Raw genomic sequence first — 19175 nt, 5'->3', positions numbered from 1 at the left:
CGCTGCCAGCGGGAGGGCGTCGAGGTGGTCGGCACCGGCGCCGTCTCCGGCGGGTTACCCAGCCGCTGCGCGGGTTCGATCCGCCAGCGCCCCTGGCCGTCGACGACGAGATGGACCGGTGTCCGCCTGCCGCCCACCTCGATGTTGAAGCGCCGCCGATGCGGCTGCTCGGGATTGTCGGCGTGCTGGGCGACGACCTGGGCGGCGTCGGCGAGATCGGCCACCGCCGCGGTGCGGATGAGCAGGTTGTCGCGCAGGTCGGCGACGACATCGGTGAACGACGCGTCCAGTGCCGCTGGGTCGACATCGAGCAGGCGCGCCCACTGATCCCTGGTCTCGCGGCTGAGCCTGCGGTCCTCGGGATCGGTGCGGCCGTCGTGCCAGGCCGCGGCGGCCCGCAACGCCTCGATCGCGCCGGCACGCAGGGTGAGTTCGAATCGCAGTCTGCTGAGCGTCGCGGGCAGATTCGCCCGCGTCACCGCGTCGGCCCGCAACCCGAACTGCGCGACGAGCCGGGACAGAGTGGCCGAGATGGGCTCGAGCACCGGGGAATCGTGGCCCCAGACCACCTCGGTGTCGTCGTCGGGATCGATCCGTGGCGGCACCCCCGCCGGGTCCGTCGCCTCGTCCAGATTGCCCAGGCCCAGCCTGCGCAGCTCGGCATCGATCCGGGCGAGCTCGGCCGGATCCGGGGTGCTCTGCCAGTTACGCCGGAGCAGGCGGCGCAAGCCGCTGGAACTGTCGTCGGGGTCGGTGCCGAGCAGCTGCTGGGAGCGGCTGATCTCGGCGAGGGCCTGCAGTCCGGCCAGCGGGTCGCGGGACGACCGGACCGCGTCGGTCAGGCCGAGATCGGCGAGCAGCCGATCGGCGAAGTCCCGGTCCAGCGCTCCGAGCTCGGGGGTATCCGGCCCTTCCGGCACGTTCTGCAGGAAGCGGCGGACGGCCGACATCAATTCACCGTCGGGTACACCGAGCGGCGGTCGGCCGGAGGTCGGGACCGGGTCGGTCTGCGCGGGCAGGGTGCCGGGATCGATCGGCGCCGGATGTCCGGCCGGGGCCGGTGTCGACGGTCCTTCGGGGGGTACCAGCGGGGTCAGCAGGACGCGCAGGGTGGACGGGTCGGCCGGGTCCGGTTCCACCCTGACCTGCCAGAAGTCGACCCGCACGCCGTCGGCGGCGAGCGCGGCTCGTTCACTCTGCGGAACCAGGTGGCTCGGGTCGGCCCACGGCGAGACCACCAGCATGCGGGTGCCGTTGTCGGTGAAGCCGCGCCAGCGGAAGGCATCGCGCGCCTGTGCCCGCGCCATCACATCCGCGTACGCCAGGGCCAGCGCCTGGAGCCTGGCCCGCTCGCCTGCCTGGACCGCGCTCCGGTAGGCGGCATGGGTGCGCTGGAGTTCGGCGAGCCTGGGCTGCAGCTCGCGCAACTGCCGCTGCGCGTCCTGCTGGGCGCGCAACGCGCCCGCGTCGCCGATCGGCAGCGGCTCCTGCACCCGGGTGTAGAGCTCGGCGACCCTGGCGGCCGCCGCGCGCACCGCAGCGTCGGGGTCGGCGCCGGTCACGTCGACCCCCAGCGCGGCCGCCTGGGCCAGCACATCCCCGGCGAGGCGCGCCGCCTCCGCCCGCGCCCGATCCAGCTGCGTGCCCCACTGATTCAGCAGCGGCGCGGTCGAGTCCGCGACCGGATGCAGGAAAGTCGGCCCACCGGCCACCCAACCCGGTGTCGGAACATGCGGCGGCTGGACCGGCGGCGGCGGATACGACGGTGCCTCGGGAACCGGCGACGGCACATGCGGCGGCTGCACCGGCGGCGGCGGATACGACGGAGGCGGCGGATACGACCGCACCTCGGAGACCGGCGACGGCACATGCGGCGGCTGCACCGGCGGCGGCGGATACGACGGAGGCGGCGGATACGACGGCGCCTCCGGCACCGGCGACGGCATACGCGGCGGCTGCACCGGCGGCGGCGGGTAGGACGGCGGCGGGTAGGACGGCGGCGGTGGATACGACGACGACTCGGCGACCGGCGGCACCTGCGGGGGGTGCGCCGGCGGCGGGGGGTACGACGGCAACGGCGGGAAACGATGTGGAGGTGTGCCCGAGCCCGGCTGCTGCGCGTCCGTGGACTGCGGCGCACCGCTTTCCGGCTCGGTGGTGGGGGGTGGCGTCTGCTCGGTGTCCTCGCGTCGCCCCCAGGCGATACGCGGATCGACCGGGCGGGTGCGGCCGTCCTGGCCGAAACGATCCGCGAGTTCGCGGCGCAGCGCGTCCAGGCGATCGCGCGCATCGGCGGCGCGGTGGTCGGCGATCTCGGCGCGCAGGCGGGTCCAGTCGGTCGCGGGGTCGGCGAACGCGGCAAGTTCCGCGACCCGGCGGTGCAGCCACGCGGCGTAGTCGGTGGCCTCGCGCGCTTCCCACTCGGCGCGCTGCAGCCGGCCCGCATCGGCGAGATCCGGATCGGCACCGCGTGCGCTGTCATCGGGGTTACGCCCCCGCGCACCATCGCCCGAGCCACCCTCTCGGGCGCCACCGTCCGAATCGTCGTCGGGGTGCGGGGTCGGTGCGGGCGGCTCGCCCGGCGGCCTGCCTGCGCCGCCGTCGCCCGCTGTGCCGGGCTGCGGAGCGGGCGCATCCGGCTCCGACCCTTCGCGGCGGGCGCCGGCGCCCGGCTCGGCCCGGCCACCGGAGTTGGCTGAATCTCGCTGCACACCAACGGATTCCGAAGTTGCACCAGGCTGCCGACCCGTCTGCTCGCCCCTGTCCGCGCCCGGACGGTTCGGTGGAGCCTGCTCCCCGGATTCCGGGCGCCCGGTCAGGTCGGCGGGCAGCGTCAGCTCGTGGATTCCGACAGTGCCGTCGGCGTCCGGGCGCAGCTGGTGCACATCGACCGCGGCCAGCCGCAGGATGTCCGCGAGACGCGAATCCTGGCGTACCGCATCGCGGACCGCCGCGACCGGGTCGGCAGCGCCGGTGACGAACACGTGGGCCGGTCGGCCGAGGACCACGCCGACCCGATCCCCGAACAGCACACCCGCGCCCGCACGCAGCAGAACATCGCGATGTGTCGCGGCGGTGAGTTCGGCCTCGGCCGCGGCGAGCGCGGCCTGCGCGGCATCGGGGTCGGCTGCCGCGACCAGTGCGGCCGCGGCGGCGTCACGCTGCGCGGTGAGCCGTTCGAGAACCTGCTTGCGCAGATCGGCGGCGGCACGCTCGGCGGCGCCATCGGGTGCGGCGGGCCGGAATTCCGGCGAGTCGCCGGTGGGCGGCGGGTCCATCGACGGGTCGTCGAACAGGTACACGGCGGGGACGTAGGCCGAGCCGTCCTGCAGGATCTTCGCGATGTTCGCGACAAGGCGTTGTGGATCGGTGGCCGTGAGATCGCCGAAGTGCTGCGAGAGCACGTCCGCCGCGGTGCCGGGTGGGCGTGGCGGCGCGAGCCGGAAAGTACCGCGTGGACTCTCCACCACCCGGACCTCATAGGTCCACGCGGCCGTGTTCAGCGTGACCGTGCGGACCGGATGGGCGTCCGGCGTGACCGCGTCCCAGTCTGCCTGCACCGACAACGGCACCTGCCTGGTGAACAGGCGGTGGGCGACTTCGGCGGGGTGCGGTGGCTCGATCGTGGGATCGCCGGTGACGCGGGCATGACCGGCGGACGGAACTCCGTGGGTCAGCTCCGTGCGCTGTTCGACGATCGCCCGCCCGAATCGCCTTCGGCCGGTGCGATGTTCGTAGGTGTCGAACGCGTCCGGGCCGAGCTGGCGGATCCACGCGTCGAAATCCATCCTTGTGTCGCCGCTCGCGCGGTAGCCGAGGTACGCCGCCAGCATCGCGGTGGCGACATCGGATTGCGTCGGTGGCCGGAACTCCTCTTCGGCCTCGTTCCGGGTGATGTACCTGCCCTCCGGCAGGCCGCCCCCACTCTCGTGCAGGGCGAGATAGGTCAGCCGGTGCGAGCCGTCCCACAACACGTTCGCGTACGGGAACCCCGAATCGGGATCACCGACTTCGGCGAGCGCACGCAGCGCGTCCAGGTGCCCACCCGGCAGTGCCGCGACGACGAGCTCCGGCGGTGTCCCGGGAAGAACCGCGACCTGGGGAGTCGGCCGATCGACCCCCTGGGTCTCGGAGACCACCTGGTCGAGTCCGGTGCGGATGAAGTCGCGCAGTTCCTCCGGCGAACGCTCGGGTGCGGGCGGATCCGCGGGCGGGTCGGCGGGCGGGTCCACCGCTGCGCCCCTGTCGTCTGCGACCGCTTCGCCGACCGGCTCGGCGACGTCGGTGGGCCACGGGGTATATCCGTGCGAGTTGACCTCCGCCAGCCGGGAAACATCCATCCCGATCTCGGCGACGTCGATGCCGTTCTGCTCGACGTAGCGCCGCACCGCCGCCGCGCCCGCCGCGTGCGCGACGTGCTCGGGCAGCGGCGCGTCGGCCGCGCGCTTGCGGGCCGCCTTGGCATGCGCCTTGTCGTAGGCCTCCCGGTACGCCCGCTCGACCGGGCTCTCCGGAACGACTTCCTGCTCGTCCCGGCGTCGCCGCAGTGTCTCCAGTTCACGGACCAGCGCGTCGGCGTGCATCGCCCGGCGCTGTGGTGACTCCGGGTCCACCTGGGCCGGCCGCACCCACTCGTCGACCGTGTCGATGCCGTGCGCGCGGTCCCATTCGATCTGATGGAATCCGGCCGGATCCTCGCCTGCGGCCAGGGCCGCGTCGGTGAGCAGATTCGCGCGGATCGCCCGGACCGCGGAGCGGTGCGCGGCGGCGTGGATCTCCGCCTGCTCGACCAGCCCGTCGCGCCGGTACATCCGGGTCGCGGTGCGCTCGGCCCTCGCGAACGCCTCGATGTATACCGCGGCGAGCGGGTCATCGCCGAACAGCTGGGAACCGCGCGGCTGCTTCCTCAGCTCGGCTCGCGCTTTGCTCGACAGCATCCCGTAGCCGGGGTCGAGCGACTTCCAGTGCAGCGCACCGAATTCGTACATCCGCCCGAGCGCCGCTGCCTCGGCGTCGAGCATCAGGTCGACATACTCGTCGCGCAGGGTGGTCAGCCGGGCCAGCGGATCGGCGCCCAGGCGCTCGACCAGGGTCGCGGCCCTGATCAGCGCGAGCACCTGGAAGCCGGGGTGGGCGAACCGGTCGATGAGCACCGCGTTCGCGGTCGGCTGGTAACCGGCGAGCGAGCCGGGGGCCCGACGGCCGCCGTTCTCCGCGCCGATCCCGGCGGTGTCCGGATCACCGACGAGGCGGATCTGGACCCCGGCCGCGTCGAACACCCGCAACGCCCATCGGGCCTGCGGGTCGTGCCGGAAGGTGTTGCGTAGTTCGTCGACGGCCGCGGCGGACATCGCGTCCGGCGTTCGGGTGGTGAACTCGGCGCCGTGCTCGGCCAGCACGGATTCCCGTGTCTCGGTGGAGCTTCGCGGCGGTCGCTGCGACGCCTCGGTCCAGGCCGCGGCCAGGTCCACCGGGTCGCGGCGCACCCGCGCGATACCCGAGTCGTCCACCTCGACCCGCACTCGCTCGGCGTCGAACTCCCCCGAGCGCAGCAAGCCAACCAGCTCCGGATCACCCACCCGTGCCGCACGCACCGCCGACACCAGATCGGCACCACCGTCCAGCACGAGCACCCGCGGCGGCGCACCGTCGCGCACCGCGACGCGATCCGAAACCCAGCGCAGCACCCCGGATTCGTGGTCGAGCACGTCACGGCCGACCACCGCGACCAGCTCCCCCGCGATCCGGCTCCGCCGTGCCTCGGCCGCGTCGAGCCGGGCCGCCACGTCGATGAACTCGGCCATCGACTGCCCGTACTTGATGCCGTTGCCGAGCGCGGGCAGCACCCGCCAGACCCGGGTCTCGGCGGTCTGCCGATCGGCCAGACCCATGGTCTCGGTCGATATCCCGGCGCGTCGGGCGAGCGTCTGGAAATGGCGGTCCCAGTCGACACGCAGCCGGGCGATGTCCCGGTCGGCCGCCGTGAGCCGGCGCACCAGCGGGTCGGCTCGGCGCGCGGCGTCCGCGGACAGGCCTGCCGCATCGCCGTCGCGATGCGCATCCCACTCCCGGCCGAATCGGTCGCTCAACCCCTCGGTGACGTCGAGCAGCCCACCCGCGATCAGGGCGTCGACACCCGCGGCGCGGGCCGCCGCGAGCCGCGCGTTCTCGGTGCGACCGTCGGAGTCGCCGGCGAGCACGGCGTCATAGGCGGCCAGGTACTGCTCGCGCATCTCCCGGTGGAATCCGGTGTCGCCCATGTCATCCGAGCGGGCGATGCCGAGACCGTCCAGCTCGCGCAGGAACTCGGCCTGCCTGCCGAAGGCGCCTGCCTCGGCGCGGATCCCCGCGTCGATGTAGTCCGCGCGACCGGTGGCCCGGATCAGCGCCGGGTTCACCGGTAGGTCGCCTGCCACCACCCGATCCGCGAGTTCGGCGATCCGGACGACCGCGGCCGCGTTCGCGATATCGCCACGCTCACCGGTGTTCACGAAGGCCGACAGCGTGCGCGCGTCGAAGGAGTCCGGCTGATCGGCACGCGGGCCCAGATCGCCGAAGCGCACCGCGGCATCCGCCGCGCCGAGGGCCGCCATCGCGTCCCTGCCTGCCGCGGTGTGGCCGAGGACCTGCCAGACGGCCGCAACCGACGGGTCGGGGGCGGCGGTGGGCGACAGGTTCGTCGTGCCGGGGACGACACCGTCGTCGAGCGACCGGATCGGCGGAATACCGTCGGTCACCGGCTCATCGAGGCGGTTCTCCCCGTCGGCCGCGGCGAGCTGGTCCGGATCGACCGGGCCGTACCAGCCGTCCCAGGCATCGGTCAGGCGCATGTGCCGGTCTTCGGTACGGGTGCGCGGGTCGGCGATGGACAGCACCACGTCCATCTGCTGCTCCGCCACTTCGAGCCCGGTGCGCTCCAGGTAACGGCGCAGCCCGGCCAATCCGGCTTCCCTGGCCCGCCGGCTGGCGCGCGTGTGATCGCCCTCGGGGTCCTGGGTCCGCGACGCTTCGTTCAGCGCACGGTCGTAGGCGGACTGGTAGGCGCGCTCGGCCGGACCGACCGGGATCTCGTCCCGGCCTGCCGCCCGATGCTCGGCCAGCCTGCCGATCTCGTCGGCGTATCTGCGGACCTGCCGGTCGATATCCGCGGCGGAATCCCGGGCCGGTGCCTGCGGTTCCGTGGCGGGTGGTGGTGTCGCGCCGGGCCGGAACCCGTGTGCGCGGTCCCACCGGTCACCGAACCGGGCCTGGTAATCGATCCCTGCGACCTGGTGCCCGTCGGTGCGAAGCCCGGCCCGGACCGCACGCATGCCGGCCCGGATCGCGGCATCGTGCACGTGCTGCATGGACTGGTCGCCGCGGATCAGACCGAGATCCTTGTACGCGCGGCGGTACGCGGCGCGGTAGGCCCGTTCGAGCGGGCTGGTGGCGAAACCGTTCGTCCAGTAGTTCTTGTAGCTTTCGAACCGCATCCGCCAGGCGAATGCCCTGGCCAGGGCCTCGGCCTGCCAGTCGAGCATGGTGGCGATGTACTCGTCCCTGGTCAGCGTGTACGGCAGGCGCAGACCGTCGGATTCGGCATGGCGGCGGGCGAGGTGGGCGGCTTCGTGCGCGGCCAGCATGTGCGCGGCCGAACCGGAATCCGGGTCGAGCACCAGGGTGTTGCTCGCGGGATCGTAGCCGTGCAGCTCGCGCCGATCACCGAGCGACAGCCAGGGATCGATCGACGGGTCGGAGTCGACCGCGATCCGGATCCGCACGCCGAGGTGCGCGATATCGGAACCGGCATGGAAACCGGCCGCCGACCCGCCCATCGGCCTGATCAGCGCCTCCTCGACCTCGGCCCTGGCCGGCACGGATTGCGAGCGCGAGCTCGGAAAGCTGTCACGCCAATCATCCCGGCGGCCGGGCAATCCGAGGGTTCCGTCCTCGCGGGCGATCCTCGGGTCGTCCGCGCTCTGCCGCACCAGGACGGCTCCGGTGTCGGAGTAACCGACCTGCACCCGGGTGATCGTGGTGTCCGGCTGGTCGAGGGCAGCGCGCACCGCCTCGTCGGCGTCCCTGGCGCGGTGCAGCTCGTTGGCGAACAGTGGGGAGTCGGCGACGAGGAGGCGGGCCGGATCGCCAGGGATCAGCGCCACCGTGTCGGTGACCAATCTCGCGTCGCTCGTGTGCGCTTCGTCGGCGAATCGACCCGCGAACGTGTGCGCGGCGATCGCCGCGTCCACGCGGGCCCGCTCGGTGGTCACGGCGATGCGGCGCTCCGCGAGGTCGGTACCGTCGGCGAACAGGATCCTCGCCGACCGCGGAACCTTTCCGCGGAGCGCTTTCTGTGCCAGGTCCACCAGGTGCCGAGGGCGGTGCGCGTCTCCGTAGCGGTCCTGCAGCGGATCCACGATCCGCTGCCTCGCGGCATCGATCCGGGCCAGCTCCCGGTCCAGTTCGGCCCGCCTGCGCACCAGGGTGTCGAACGCTCTGGCCGACGCGTCGTCCGCCGGACGATGGAACTCGCCGGTATCGGTGTCGTGCACCGCATCCCAGGCATCCGCGTAGCGCTCCGCGATCGTCCGGGCCGCGCGGTCGAGCCGCCTGTCACCGAATGTGCCGTCGGCCAGCAGCGCGTCGATACCGGCTCGCCGCGCGGCAGCCGCGCGCTGCGCATCGGTGGAGCCGGGTGCGGCGGCACCGTACGCGGCGTCGTAGGCGGCCAGGTAGTGCTCGTGGAGGTCGGCGAGACCGGCCGCTTCGGCCTGGTCGCTGTGCAGCGCGTCCGGCGGTGGATAGCCCAGCTCTTGTAGCTGTCTGGCGAACTCGGCCTGACGGCCGAGCGCGTCGGCCTCCGCGCGAATGCCGGCGGCGACGAAGTCGGCCCTGGCCGTCGCGGCGATCACGCCCGGGTTGACCGGCAACGTGCCCCCGACCACGGCTTCGGCAAGGGCACCGAGCCTGATCACCTGCGCGGCTTGGGCCGGCTGATCCCGCTCGGTCGTGTCGACGACGAAGTCCATCGTGATCAGATTCGCGCTGTCGAGATCGCCGGGCGACTCGCCACGCTCGTAGCGCACCGAAGCATCTGCCGCACGCAGCATTTCATCCGCATGGCGGCCGGCGGCGGTGGCGTTCAGGATCGCGGTGGCTTCGGCGCGCGGCGGCTCGACGAGATCGCCGAGCGGGAACGGAACCGCGTCGGCGAAGCCACGCACCGGGGTGTCCCCGCGGTCGGCGAACACGGCATCGAAGGGGTCGCGCACCGCGGATTCGTCCGGCCGGGTCGCGTGCAGGTAGTCGCCGTCGACAGCGGAACGGACTGTCGTTTCGCCGAAGCCGAAGTCGGCGACCAGCCCGCCGCGCAAACGATCCGCCCGCGCCGCGTCGGCGGCCGCGGCCAGCGCCCGCGGGGTGCCGTCGACCGCGGGCAGCTCGAATTCCACCGACCGCACCAGATGGCCGAGATCGCGCATCAGCGCGCCGAACATGGTGGTCGGCGTCGGCCCGCCGGGGACCTGGCCGACCCGGACCCGCAGCACACCGTCCGCGTCCACCCAGCCCGCGATCCCCTGCCCGTCCTGGCCGCCGTAGCGGTTGACGTAGAAGTTCCGCGCGTCGGCCGGAACGGTGAACCGGTCGTCACCGGATATCGCGTCGGCGTCGGGCCTGGCGAACGCGGCCAGCGCGTCGATCCGGGCCAGCACCGTGTCGTGCCAGTCCGTACGACCGAGCCGCTCGAATTCCGGCCGGGCCGCCTCGACCCGACGGCGCAGGGCATCGACCTCCGAGCTGGTCAGGTCGTGGGCACGGAACACGATCGCACCGTCGTCGGCCACCCGCTGGAAGTGCGCGGCCGCGAACGGGCTCAGCGTCTCCGGCGTCGGATCTCCTTCGAACGCACGGCGATTGCCGACGCCGGCGACCTGGCGCTCGTCATCTATGTACCAGCTGTCCGGATCTCGGGCAGGCATCCCGGTCAGCGCGTCGAACAGAGCGAGAGCCCGCCCACTGAGGAAATTCAGATAGCCGAGCCGATGCGGCTCACCGAAGCCCGGATGACGCTGCGCCGCAGACTCTCCCGGCATTACCTGGTGATAGCTCACGGTGTCGCTCACCCGCACCGACCGCGGGATGTGCGCGCCGACCGCGGCGCCGAGCACCGCCGACAACTCCTGCGCGTCCGCATGCCGGGTGGTGCCGTCGATCTCCCGGATCAGACTGGTCCCATTGTGGTAGGTGACCAGCTCCACCCGCCGCGGGCTGTGCGCGGACGCGCTGCTCGGACCGATGATCCGCACGGTGCGCACACCCGAGTCGAGCGCGGCGCGGACCACGTCCGCGAACGGCCGGATGCCGTGTGCGGCATCCCATGCGTCGCCGTAGATCTCGCGCAAGGTGCGACCGTGCGCTTCGGGTCGTTCCGCCCCGACCACCGCCCTCAGGGCGTCGAGGCCCGCCTGATTGCCGATCCGGTCGAGTTCGTGCGCCGGGGTGCTGGGATTGCCGATCCAGGCCTGATCCCGCGCCGCGCGGAAGGCCGTGGTGTAACGCTGTTCGAGATCACCTGGCGCCGCGAGCGGTTCTCCCGCCGCGCGCAGCTGGGCGGCGGCGAGCAGCCGCATCGCGGTGGCTCTGGTCTCCCCGTCCACCATGCGGTCCACGTAGTCGGCGCGCGAGCTCGCCGACGGGTCGACCGACTCTTGCCGCGCCAGGTGCGCGTTGATCGCGCCGTGCACCAGCGCGAGCAGCTGGTCGGCCGGTTCGGCGGACGGATTCAGCCGCAACAGGTTTCGGGTGGGCAGATACCGATCGGCCCCCGACTCGCCGAATTCGACATCGGTACCGAGGCGGGCGATGGTGTCGCGCGCCCAGGCACCGACCGGGTGGTCGCCCAGCCGGGTCAGCAGGACATCGATCTGGGGGTCTCGCGGTGGCGGGCCGTCGAACGGTGCCATGTCCGAATGTCTGGTCACGACGCCGATGGCCTCGCTCGGCGGGATCCGGGTGACCCGGACCTCCCCTGCCGGATCCACGTCCACCCGCAGATACGTATGCCCGACCGACCGGTCGGCGAGCAGTGACCGCAGCTCCGGATCCTGCATCGCGGCAAGCAGTTCACGCCGATGTCCGCCCGGCGCGGCGGCCACCAGCAGGCGCTGCGGCGGTCCGGGAATCCGGGCCAGGCCCGCACCGTGCAGGTGAGCGCCGTCGTGCTCCGCGATCATTCTGGTCAGCACATCGCGGGTCGCCGCCTCGGCGACCGTGGCAGCCCGGCGCGCGGCCTCGCCTGCGGCCGAAGCGTGGGTCTCGGCGAGGGTGCGCAGCGTGCGCAGGGTCTCGAGCGCGTCCTCCAGCTCGGCGCGCGGCGGCCCGCCGGGCTCGGGCCGCACGATCGCCGACCACACCTCGTCATAGCGCGCGGTGATCCGGCGTTGCAGCGAATCCGGGTCGAGGGTCGGGTCGATATCCGCCCGGGCCGCCAGATCCGTGAGTGTCTCTGTCGCCGAGCGCAATTCCCGGGCTGCGGCCTCCCGGTCCGCGGCGGCGGCGCGCAGCTCGGCGGCGACCTCCTGGCTGGTCGGCGTGTGCAGCGCGCCGCGCGTTGCGCTCGGGTCCCGGCCAGCGAGCACGTCGTCGTAGTGCGAGCCGTAGTACTCGGTGTAGGTGCGGCCGTTGTCCCACACCGTGGTCGCCATGATCGGCCGCAGCGCGTCGATCACCGCCGCACGGGCCGCCGCCGGGATCTCATCGGGATCCGTTCCGGCCTCGGTCAATTCGGCAACCGCATTGTCGTGGGCGAGCTGATACGCGGCGTCGAGCGGATGCGGTGGCACCCGGTGACCGGCCGCGGCGAGTTCCCTGCCGAGCTCGAGGCGACGCACGGTGGCCGCGGTCTCCTCGGTGACCATCGCCCGGATATAGGCCGCGCGTGTCATCTCCCGGATCCGCGCAGGCGAATGGACACTCTCGCCACGCGCGTACACCTCCGCGTGCACCGACTCGTGCGCCAGGCTCAGCGCCTGCTGGACGAGGTCGTTGCCCGCGGTATAGGTGACGGCGGCCTGCTCGGATCGCCGGAACTCCCCCATTCGCCCGTCGGGTGGGTCGCCGTGGTCGAACTGCACCCGGAGCGCGCCCGCATCGATCGCCGACAGCATGCCTGCACCGGTTTCGGTCTGCTGCAGCAGATTTCGCAGCAGATCTCCGGGCTCGTCGAGCGCGTACCCGATGCGGCTGCGCGGACCGCCGGCGGGTACGGGGCTCGCGTCGCTATCGATCGGGTGGACCGCATGGCCGTTCTCGTCGAGCAGGATCACGTGCGTACTCACGGAGTCGCCGGTCACGACGGGCGGGAATCCGTGGATCAGGTGCCTGCTCGGGTCACGCACCACCAGCGAACCGTTGTCGTTGATCAGCACGTACGCGTGCGATCCGACTCCGAATTCGTCGACACCACCGCCGTATTCGTCGACGACCAGCGCCATCGACCCCGGCGGCATGCCGAGCAGCCGGGTGGCGATATCGCGATGATCGCCGATGTCGACCAGCCTGCCACCGGTCGCCCGCTGCAATTCGTCACCCGTGACACCGGATTCGCCGACTGCCCGCCCGAAGCCTGGCAGCGTCCGCCCGGTCAGCGCACTGATCAGGGCGACTGCCAGCACAGCGCACCGGCCACGGGTGGATTCGATCCTGGTCACCCGGACATCCGGCAACGTGCCCTGGATCAGCACCTGCGCGAATTCGTCGGGGGTATCGAGGATCGGTTTGAACCGCCAGTTCGCGTCCGGCGGCGGCGCCCCGGCCCGCCATTCGGCGACGACCCCGTCACCGTGGGCGAAGTGGGCGGCGATCGAGCGATCACGCGTCCACGACGTGGAATCGCTGACGGCGCCGAGCCGCTGGGTGATGTGGTCCTGCGCCGACACTTCGTCGGAGCCACGCGGTACCGCCCTGCCCGCCAGTGCGTCGAGATAGGCGGGATTCACCGTGCCGTCGGCGAGCAGCCGGGGAATGCCCCGGTAGAGCGGCGTGCCGCCGTCGGGCAGCGCGCCCTCCCGCAGCACGGTGCCGTCGACGGCGTCGTCGGCGGCCGCGACCCGCGCCCGGTCGGCGGCGGAGATGTCCGCGGGCACCGGGGTGGCGATCCGGCCCGGTTCGTGCAGGCGAACGGGAATACCGTCGGCACCGCCGGGCATCGATTCCGGCCGGACCGGGCTGCTCGGCTGCCGAACCGCGGTGGCGGCCGAACCGTCGGAATCGCCGGTGCGCAACGGTTCCCGCTCGGTCCTGGCGGTGTCCGGCCGGACACCCGGCCCCTCGACCTCGGACCGGCTCCGGCGCGGCGGTGGTTCCTCGTCGGTGACAGGGCGCGGTGTCGGGTCATCGGCGGCGAGCGGCGGGCGGCGACTGCCGTCACCGGCCGACGGCGGGCTGCCGGGCGTGAGCTTCCCCGGTCCGGACGCGGTGGGCAGCGGAAAGTCACCGGGGAGCTGCCCTTGCGCACCCTGCCACACCGCCTCGTACAGCTCACGCAGCTTCGGTATATCGGCGTCGTCCGGGCCCGCGGTGCGCAGCAGTTCGGTGATCCGGTCGAGCCCGGCTCGCTCACCAGCGCTCTGATGCCGCGCGGTCGCTGTCGGGTCGAGCATCTCTGCCGCGCGGCGACCCCGCCGGTACGCCTGCTGGTACTCCCGCTCCAGCCGGTCCGTCGGCACCGGGTGCCGCAGTTCGCGCAGCGCGGCACGCATGTCGAACTCGGCGGCGAAAGACCGCGCTTCCTCACGCAGCATGCGCGTGACGTAGTCGGTCTCGCTCTCCTCGATCCGCAGCCGCGCCGGGCGTAGGGTGCTCGTCCGCGCCGCGTCGGCGTGCGTCGACGCGTGCGCCAAGGCCAGCGCCAGTTCCGGATCGGACAGGCTGAAGTCCAGCACCAGCCGGTTCGCATACGGTTCGTACCTGGGTTCTCGCCCCGGATCGTGCGCGTAGTCGGTCCCGGCGTCCGCCAGCAGATTCTGCACCCGACGGCCCGCGTCGCTCCGATCGAGCAGGGCGTGCACGGCACGCAGCCGGGCCTCGATCAGATCCGCGACGGCGGTGGTCGGTGGTCCCGGCGCCGGGGGTGGCTCCGACCCGAGCAGGGTTCCGCCGGACCACCACTCGGCCATGTCCGGGCTGATCTCTTCGACATAGATCGCCCCGTCGCTGTCGACCTGGGCCGAGCGATACCGGAGGACGACGTCGTCGCGGTCGAGTGCCGCCCGCAGGCCGTCGTCGTCCGCCGCCGCCGCGTCGCGCACCGCGACGAAGTCCGCACGTTTGCCGACCACGATCACCACCGGCGGGTCGGTGTCGGCAAGCCCGACCCGGTCGGTCACGGTCCGGATGTCGGGCGTGCCGAGCGCGGCCAGTTCCCGGTCGAGCACGTGGCTCGCGGCGAAGTCGACCAGATCGACCTTGACCTGCGCGAGATTCCATTCCGTCCTGGTCCGCTCGCCCATCAGATCGACAAGCCTGCGCAGATTCAGGTCGTCCCGCAGCACCTGCATCCGGCGTTCGGCGGCCGCGCCGGTCAGCAGATCACGGGTCACCGCGTCGGGCGTGACACCCAATTCGGTTGCCAGCGAGGCGAGTCGGTCGTCGATCCGAGCACGCTCGGCGTCCACAACCCGGGACAGGAGGCCCAGGTCACGACCCCAGCCGCCGGGATGGGCCGACCTGTCGAGACCGAGGGCGCGCAAGGTCTCCGACATCTCGTCCTCGATGTCCGGCCGCCGCAGCACCAGGTCCCGTCGTGCCGCGGTGAGTTCCCCGATGCGGTTCCCCACCGCACCGTCTGGGTGCAACACACCGTCGAACTCATCGACGCGGATGCGGTTGTCGTACGCCGTCCCGTAGTACTCGGCGTAATTGAACGGCCCGAAATACAGCACCCGCAGTTGCGCGGCCAAGGCCCGGATACCCGCTTCGCGTGCCGCGTCGGTCGCCGCCGCTCGCGCACCTGGGTCGTCCGGGTCCGGGTGGGTGGCCAGTTCCGCGGCGAATTCGGCGTCGAAGGTGTTCCGGTAGAGCACGTTCAGTTCCGTATCCGGAACCTCGTAGTGCTTGTCGTAGAGCTCCTGGATGAAGTCGAACTCCCTGGCCTTACAGCTCGCTTCCTCGTAGAGCATCGCCGCGATGTACTCGTCCCGGCTCAGGCCCGCTATCCGCGCATCGATATTCGCGGTGCGGCCCTCCGCGGTGAACTGGGCGTGCACGCCCTCATGGACGAACGTGATCGCCTGTTGCAGGTGGGTTCGCCCCTCGGCCAGCATGTTGACGGCGTGCTCGTCGGCACTGTGCCAGCCCGCCGCATTGGTGTTGTCCGCGTCAGCCGGGTGGTAGTGCTCACGGAAGCCGTAGCGGTCGATCAGCCGCAGAATGTCTCGTCCGGTTTCGGTGTCGGCCAACAGGTCCCGAACCTGCTGCGGATACGGATCGACCGAGGTACCGACCCGTTCGCTGTCCAGATCGGCCGGGCGCGTGTCGGTATCGGCCGTGGTCGGCAGCGATACCGGATTGCCCTCGGCGTCGTAGGCCACCGCCCTGATGCGGGACAGATCGGCCGGGATCGACGGGGGGAAACCGGTCCGGCGCGACAGGCTCGGATCCGAGACCTCGAGGTAGAGCTCGCCGGTGTCCGGGTCCTGCCGAACCACCAGCCGGTACGCGTGCGAACCGACCCCGAACTCGTCGGGACCGGTCGCATAGGTGTCGACGACCAGCGCCTGCGCGCCCACCTCGCGCCGCCCCAGCAGGAAGTCGGCCAGCCGCTGATGCGGCGGTTCGTCGGGATTCGCGGGTTCCACGTCCTGCAGCGGCGCACCGGCTGCCCGCTGGGCGTCGGCCAGGGTGGTCCCACGCGGTCCCTGCCGGAACCGTGGCACGGAGATCACCCGGCTCCCCGTCGCGCGCGCGATCTCCGACAGCGACAACCGCAGACATTCACCACGGTTGAGCGCCCGAGGTCGGTACACCTCGGGATGCGGGTCCGGCGCGCCGGTCAAGGTGTCGACGGAATCGCCCGGGGTGACCGGAGCGACGGTTCCCGCCAGCGGCGTCGGTGAAGTCCCGCTCTGCGGGGTGACCGGGCGGGTAGCCGGGTCGTTCCGCTGCGCAGAGCTGTCCGCGTCCGAATCGGGATGCGTTGCACCGGACGATGTCTCACCATCCGAAGGGCTGGCGTCACCGGAATCCGGATCGGCGCTCCGGCCATCCGAATCGGCGACACCGGAGGCATCCCGGTCCGCCGCATCCCGGCCATCCTGGTCGTTCCGGGCCCGGCCGTCCCGATCGGCGCGGGTCCGGCCATCGCGATCAGCCTGCCCCTCCTGATCGGCCTGAATCCGGTCGTCCTGATCAGGCGCAACCTGCCGGTCCCTGTCGGCCCTAGCCTGGTCGTCCCGATCCGGCGCATCTCGCCTGACCCCGTCGGCCTGAGCCCGGTCATCCTGATCCGGCGCATCCCGCCGGTCCCCGTCTGCCCGAGCCTGGTCGTCCTGATCCGGCGGCACCCGTCGGCTCGGGTCGGCCGCGTCGGCGTCCGTTCGCCCACGGTGGTCCTGATCGGCGACATCGTCGCGGTCCGGCCGCGACCGGCTGTCCGCGTCGCCGCCCGGTTCGGCGCGCACGGGACCGTCCGTCGCCGGGACCGCGGAGTCGCTCGACTGGTCCGGGTGGTCCGACGCGGGCAGCGGGCGACCCTCGTCCCGGACCGCCTGATGCTGCGCCGGGTCCGGGGCCGCACCGGGTCGGCTCGAATCCTGGCCCGCGGTAACAAGTCGGGAATCCGTTGTGGCGGTAGCGGTGTCATCGGCGATTGCCCCCGTGCTCGCCGCCGCGATCCCGGCTCCGTCGCCACCGTCGGCGCTCGCGGCACCGGCCCTGGAATCACCGATCGGCTGGAACGGCACCGCGCCGTCGACAGCGCCGCCGATACCGGCCCGAGACCCGGATTCACCTGTGGCGCTGTCGGATCCGGCCAGTCCGGCCCGCGGCGCGACACCGCTGTCCGCGTCCGGCGAGTCGGTCAGCCCCGCACTGGACCCGGCGTCACCCTCACCTTCAGGAGCTGGAAGGACACGATCCGGATCGTCGCCACCGCCGTCCGCGTTCGGTGCATTCGACTGTGTGGCTTCGGCGGCTCGCCGCTGTCCGCGCGGCGGCGCCGTTCGCGTCTGCCCCGCCCGCCCAGCGGTCCCGGCGCCTACCGCGGCGGCGGTGGCACCCGCCGCACCAGCGCCTGCCACCACACCCGTGGCGGAATCATCGTTGTCCGAGTCGGTCTCCGAGCCGGCGAGCGCGGCCGGATCGCCGGTCGCCGGATCCGAGCCGCCACGAACGGCACCAGGCTCGGCGGCGCCGGGCTGGGCGGCACCGGGCTGGGCACCGGTGACGCCCGTGACGCCGGAATCCGCGCCTGCGCCTGTGTCGCTGGGCGATTCGCCGTCCTCGTCCGCGCGCTTCCGCTCCCCCGCCGCGGCGTCATCACCAGCGGTAGCACCGGAATCGGACTGCCCGCCCGCGCCTTCGGCGGTACCGGGCTGTCCCGTCACACCGGGCTCGGGTGCGGCGGTGACGGTGACCCCGGTCCGATCGCCCGCTTCCCCGGTTTCACCGGTGGTCGCCGGGCTGCCGGCCGGCCCCGCATCAAGGCCTGGCGACGGCGACCCCGGAGACACCCCTGGTTCGTTCGCGCCTTCGGCGATTCCCGCCCGGCTCTCCCCGCGGGTGGCCGGATCGGACGCCGGATCCTGCTGTCCCTCAGGTGTATTCACCGGGTCCGTGACGGCATCCGGATCACCCGCGCGCGGCTGGTGCGCACCGTCGTCGTCACCCGGCGTCCCGCCCGGCCGGTTGCTCGGCGCCCGTCCCGAATCGTCGGAGTCGTCGGTCCGGCCGCCGGGCCGGGTGACCCGTGATTCATCGTCGCCGGGCGCGTTCGGATCCCCGGCCCGCCGGTTACCGGCCGGATCGGGACCGCCGCGGTTTCGCGCCGACGGGTCATTCGCGCCACGGTTGGGCGTGGACGGTTCGTTACTGCCACGGTTGGGCGTAGCGGGATCGTCACCGGCTGGGTCCGCCCGGCTGGGGTCGGTACTCGGGTCCGCCCGGGGACCTGGGGGCGGCGTCGGCATCGGCATGGCCCGCTGATCGAGCCCGATCCGATGCCAATTCGCCGGGTCGAGCGTGAATCCACGCCGCTGCCAATGCGGCCGGGTCTGCGCCATCTGCGTCATCCGCCCGCGCAACCCACCACTGGCCGCACCGCTGAGCAGACCGCCGGTGTACATGCGTGGGTCGAGCGGACTCGGCCCGAACAGCGCACCCACCATGTACCCGGCCTGCGCACCGGCCAACCCGGCCACACCACCGGCGACCGCGCCCGAAGTCCCTTGACCGGCCCAGCTCCACCGTTGCACCCGAGCGGCATCGGGCCCCGCGCCCGCCGGCATCCGGGTGAACACCCGCTTCTGGACGACCCCGGCGAGGGGGCTGGCCGCGGCCGCGCCCGCCGCCGAGGTCAACGCGGTGATCCCCAACTGGTCCGGCTTGATGTCCTGCCCCAGCGCGAGCTTGACACCGACCTCCTGGCCGACACCGATGAAGGTATCGATCGCCACCTCCCTGGCGAGGAAGCTGACGATCCGGTTACCGCCGGCGCGGGCCATCGCGCGCAGCACGCCGAGGACGAGGCGTTCCCCGAGGAACCGAATCGCGATGCGGGTCACCGCGATGGCCGTCGCTTCCAGCGCCGGCGCGAACGGGCCCGCGGTCAGCGCCCACAGCAGTTCGGCCAGCAGGAGGATCAGCGAGGTGATCATCATGAGCTGGCCGTATTCGATCTCCTCGGCCGCGGTGTCGGTACTGTCGGCCAGCTCACCGAATTGTTTGGCCAGCTCGTTCAACGAGGTGCCGCCGTAACGCAACTCGTCGAAGCGGGCGATCATCTCCGCTTGGCCTTCCCCATCGGGATAGGCGTCGAGAGAGGCCAGCTTGGCCGCGTCGATGTCGTCGAGAAGCGCGATCAGCTCTTCGGCTGCCGTGCGCCAATCAGCTCCGATCGCCCGGACCGCATCCGGATCACCCTCCGGATACTCCGAGCCCGCCACCCAGCTGACAACCTCGAGAAATGAGGGTATCTCCAC

Annotated in this window: 1 protein-coding gene (running past one end of the window); it reads right to left on the bottom strand. The window is 72.4% G+C overall.

Annotated features, from left to right (window positions below; translation table 11 throughout):
- The coding region annotated (locus tag ACWF9G_RS00770; RefSeq protein ID WP_452512622.1) for a WXG100-like domain-containing protein crosses the window boundary (this coding region is incomplete at its 3' end): on the bottom strand, nucleotides 1-19175 show 19175 of its 41485 nt. 22310 nt of the annotated region lie to the left of the window's left edge.

The organism is Nocardia sp. NPDC055029 (genome assembly GCF_053608525.1).
This window is presented reverse-complemented; position numbering and strand designations above follow the sequence as displayed.